The sequence below is a fragment of the Streptomyces sp. 13-12-16 genome, from assembly GCF_002114215.1.
GTDB lineage: Bacteria > Actinomycetota > Actinomycetes > Streptomycetales > Streptomycetaceae > Streptomyces.
In genome coordinates this window covers 1-4,173 of sequence record NZ_NCTE01000038.1, presented here as the reverse complement: position 1 = coordinate 4,173, position 4,173 = coordinate 1, and the positions used below count along the sequence as shown (strand labels likewise).

Below are 4,173 nucleotides of genomic sequence, written 5' to 3'. Positions count from 1 at the left end.
CGGGCGTACGGCGGCGGGAACGCGACCCGGCGCGCGAGGCCGCGCGCGGTGTCGGGGCGGGGACGGTCTCCTCCTGCCCTTCGAGCAGGTGCACCGCGGGCAGCTCACCGGTGTCGGCCGGCTCCTGGGCGGCGGGCTCCTCGTCGAAGGACTCGGCCTGCGGCTCGTAGGCGTCGGACGCGGGCGCCGGGGCGGCGGTGTCGCCGCCGTCGGAGTTCCACTGCGTGGCGTCGTAGACACCGCTGTCGAAGGTCTGCGTGCCCCAGTCCCACTGCTGGGTCCGGTCGGCGGGGTTCCCGGCCTGATCGGGCTGGAGCCACTCACCGGCGTCCCACTGACCGCTGGTCTCCGGCGAGGCGGCCTGCGTCGGGATCACCGTCATCGGGTGATGGCCGATGGTCCAGCCGGTCGTGTCGTAGCCGCCGGTGTCGTACGGGGACGCGTGCTGGGCCGCGTACACGTCGTAGTGGCCGGTGTCCTGGCCGTCCGTGGGCCAGTGTCCGGCGGTCTCGTACGCGCCGGTGTCCTGACCGCCGCCCGGGAGGTGGCCGAAGAGGGGATCCGTGGCGAAGCCCCCGGCGGTGTGGTCGCCCGTGCCGAAGTGGGTGGCGGCATAACCGGTGGCGTCGTAGCCGCCGTACGTGGTGAAGTCGCCGTACTGGGCTTCCTGGGTGCCGTACGACGACGCATGGGGCGCCGAATCGGCGTCGGAAGCCGGAGCCGGGTCCATGGTCCCCGACGGGTGACGGTCGTTCACCAACTTCTCTTTCGCCTCGACAACAGGGGCTGCCAGAGCAGTGCGGCGACTGTACCCGGCGGTATGCGGGCACGACAATCTTCCGCAGGTTTCGCGCGCGCAGGAAACGGGCAATCGGTTGTCTTTTGGCGGACGGCGGGCGCGGTCTTGGCTTTTTGTTCGAGACTTGTTCGAGGCGATGGGTGGACGACGGCGATAAGTGAGCCGTCTCGGACCGTTGTTGTTCGGATTGCCGTAGAGGGAGGGCGTGCGGTTCCGGTTGTCGTGTGGCGCCGGTGCCGGGCGTGTCGCGCTCGGACGGCGGCCGGGTCGGGGCCGGGCCTTCCGGGCGGCCGGTCGTCAAGCCACGGTCAGGCCTTCCGGGCGGCCGGTGGACGGCTCTCCGGGGTGCGCCGTGTCCAGCGCCTGCCGTATGCGGGTCGCCACGGCCGGGTGCACGGGCAGGGCGAGATGGCCCACACCGCTCACCCGTACGTTCACCGACGTCAGGTCGGGGTGCTCGACGCACGCCGACTCCAGCGGGTCCATGATGTGGTCGAGGTCGCTCCAGAAGGCGACGAAGCGCGTACGGCAGCCCGGCGCGGGCTGGGCGAGTTCCTCGAGCACCGGTGAGCCGGGGCGCATCTGGCGCACGATGGGGTGCGCGTTGGCCAGGGGGGCGACGCGCGTGCCGGAGTGCGGGGTGCCGAGCGTGACGAGCGTCCGCACGCGGGCGTCGCCGCCCAGTCGCTGCACGTAGTACCGCGCGATGAGCCCGCCGAGGCTGTGCCCGACCACGTCGACCCGGTGACTGCCCGTGCGTTCGCACACCTGCTCTATGTGTCGGCCGAGCAGTTCGGCCGCGATGCGGATGTCGCAGGTCAGCGGAGAGTAGTTGAGCGACTCGATCTGCTGCCTGCCGTGCTGGGCGAGGCTGCGGCGCAGCAGGACGAAGACCGACCGGTTGTCGATGAAGCCGTGCAGCAGCACCACCGGGGGCTTGGCCTCCGCCGGCAGTTGCGCGGTGCCGTCGGGGGAGGGCAGCGCGGGGCGCGCGCCCCGGCGCTCCTGGACGATGCCGGCGGGGTAGAGCAGGAGGTGACCCGCCAGGATCGCCAGCTCCAGGGCGGTCGCCTTCAGCAGGGTCAGGGAGAGATCCGCCAGCCGGGTCGGCAGAAGACGCCGGCAGAGCGGCAGGAAGGGAAGAGCTGCCTCGGTGACCTTCATGGCCGACCTCCTGTCGGCACGCGGGAGGACAGCCCTGTCCCCCGTGCGCCCTCTTGGGAAATCGCTACGAGAGCGGTCGACGGTGCGCGTGTGCGATGCGTGGAGGGGGCGCGGTGGTACGGCGGCCTCGGTGCGAATCCCTTGTGCGCATGTTCCCACCGCTGCCCGATCGGTGCACGGGCGTGCGGTGCGCGGGGCCCGGAGCCCGGGAACGCTGCGCGGTGAACGTGTCCCTCCGTGTGATTTGCCCCTCCCCGCGCACCGTGAAACTGCCGGTTGCGGGATGCTGGAGATAACGTTCGTTCACTTCCCCGGCCGGTTCGGGCCGGGGTGCCCGGACGATGTGTACGGCACGACGGATGTGTGCGGTACTTGTCGGCAGGGATGGATGCAGTCGCTTCATGGAGGCAGTGATGGGTGTGGCAGCCGGTCCGATCCGCGTGGTGGTGGCCAAGCCGGGGCTCGACGGCCACGATCGCGGGGCCAAGGTGATCGCGCGGGCGCTGCGCGATGCCGGTATGGAGGTGATCTACACCGGGCTCCACCAGACCCCCGAGCAGATCGTCGACACCGCGATCCAGGAGGACGCCGACGCGATCGGTCTGTCCATCCTCTCCGGGGCGCACAACACGCTTTTCGCGGCGGTGATCGAGCTGCTGGCGCAGCGGGACGCGGCGGACATCCTGGTCTTCGGCGGCGGGATCATTCCCGAGGCGGACATCGCTCCGCTGAAGGAGAAGGGCGTCGCGGAGATCTTCACGCCGGGGGCGACCACGGCGTCGATCGTGGACTGGGTGCGGGCGAACGTGCGGCAGCCCGCGGAGGCTTAGGCCGCGTTCGTGGCGCCTCGCCGGAGCCTCGGCCCCGCCGCTCCGGAGTCGGTGCGGGGCGGGGGACGTTCGCGCTGCCCGGCGCCGGCGGGGTGCCGTCGTGTCCGCCCTCCCCCACTCCCGGCTTCTCTTGAGCGGGGCGGTCCCCATGAGCGAGGTGACCCCCATCGTCCGTGGGGGCACCTCCCAGGCCCTTCGGGCACCGGGGGAGGCGCGACCGCCCGCGGAGGACGCGGTGCGGGTGTCCGCGGGCCCGGTCAGGGGGCGGGCGGGGTCAGTTCCGTGAGGATGGTCGCGCGTAGGTGCAGGGTGGTGACCAGGCGCTGGAAGGCTTCCGACCAGTAGCCGCCGGCTCCGGGTGACGCGTTCTCCGGCTCGTCCGGTATCGCCAGGAGCGCGTCGAGGCGACCGGCCTCGGACGGGTCGAGGCAGCGTTCGGCCAGGCCCATGACTCCGCTGAAACTCCATGGATAACTCCCTGCGTCACGCGCGATGTCGAGCGCGTCGACCACCGCCCGTCCGACCGGCGCCGCCCAGGGCACGGCACACACCCCGAGCAGCTGGAACGCCTCGGACAGACCGTGCGTCTCGATGAACCCGGCCACCCACTCGGCCCGTTCGGCGGCGGTCAGCGTGCCGAGCAGCTTGGCGCGTTCGGCCAGGGACACCGCCCCCGGACCACCCGCCTCCGGCGCGGAGGGCTCACCGAGCAGCGCCCGGGACCACGCCGCGTCGCACTGCCGTACCGCCGCCCGGCACCAGGCCGCGTGCAGTTCGCCCTGCCAGTCGTCCGCCACCGGCAGCGCCACGATCTCCCGCGGCGTACGCCCGCCGAGCCGCCGCGACCAGCTTCCCAGGGGTGCCGCCTCCACCAACTGGCCGAGCCACCAGGACCGTTCGCCCCGGCCCGCGGGGGCCCTGGCCACCACGCCGTCGCGTTCCATGCCCGCGTCGCATTCGTGCGGCGCCTCGACGACGATCGTCGGCGTGTCCCGCGTACGGTCGACGGCCACACACGCCCCGGCCCGGACCGCCATGCGTTCCGCCAGCGCGGAGCCGGGCAGCGCCGACAGCAGCTCCGCGGCCGTCGCCCGTACGTTGCGGCTGCGGTCGGCCAGGGCCTGCTCCAGGAAGGGCTCGTCGTCCGGGCCGAGTCCGGTGCGCAGTGAGTCCAGGAACATCAGACGGTCCTCCGCCCGCTCCGTCGCCCAGCTCGCCGCGAGGAGTTCCCGCGCGGTGGCCGGCTTGCGGGAGCGGAGGGCGGTGAGGAGGGCGACCCGTTCGGCGAAGAGGCCCTCCTGCCAGAGCCGTCGTATGCCCTCCGTGTCGTGGAGACGGGGCACGGAGGGGCCCCCGCCCGGTGTGGAACGCAGGGCGAAC

The 4,173-nt window shown here is 72.6% G+C and carries 3 protein-coding genes and 1 pseudogene; 1 reads left to right on the top strand and 3 read right to left on the bottom strand.

Annotated elements, in window-relative coordinates:
• Together B7767_RS01810 and B7767_RS01805 are read right to left on the bottom strand one after the other, a co-directional pair.
• Nucleotides 1-757 (bottom strand): annotated as a pseudogene (locus B7767_RS01810) (M23 family peptidase); the annotation flags it as partial.
• A gap of 339 nt (nt 758-1,096) precedes the next feature.
• Nucleotides 1,097-1,963 carry a triacylglycerol lipase gene (locus tag B7767_RS01805; protein WP_085570535.1) on the bottom strand — a complete coding sequence of 289 codons (867 nt, stop codon included), beginning with the start codon at nt 1,961-1,963 and terminating at the stop codon, nt 1,097-1,099.
• Between the two features lie 413 nt (nt 1,964-2,376).
• Between B7767_RS01805 and B7767_RS01800 the strand changes: the two genes are divergently transcribed.
• A complete protein-coding gene (locus B7767_RS01800) occupies nt 2,377-2,793 on the top strand; it encodes a cobalamin B12-binding domain-containing protein (protein ID WP_030871236.1) in 417 nt (138 codons plus the stop codon).
• A 257-nt stretch (nt 2,794-3,050) separates the two neighbouring features.
• On the opposite strand, the gene B7767_RS01795 is transcribed toward B7767_RS01800, so the two are convergent.
• The coding region (locus B7767_RS01795) for a DUF5691 domain-containing protein (protein ID WP_107485740.1) at nt 3,051-4,173 on the bottom strand (1,123 nt) is incomplete at its 5' end.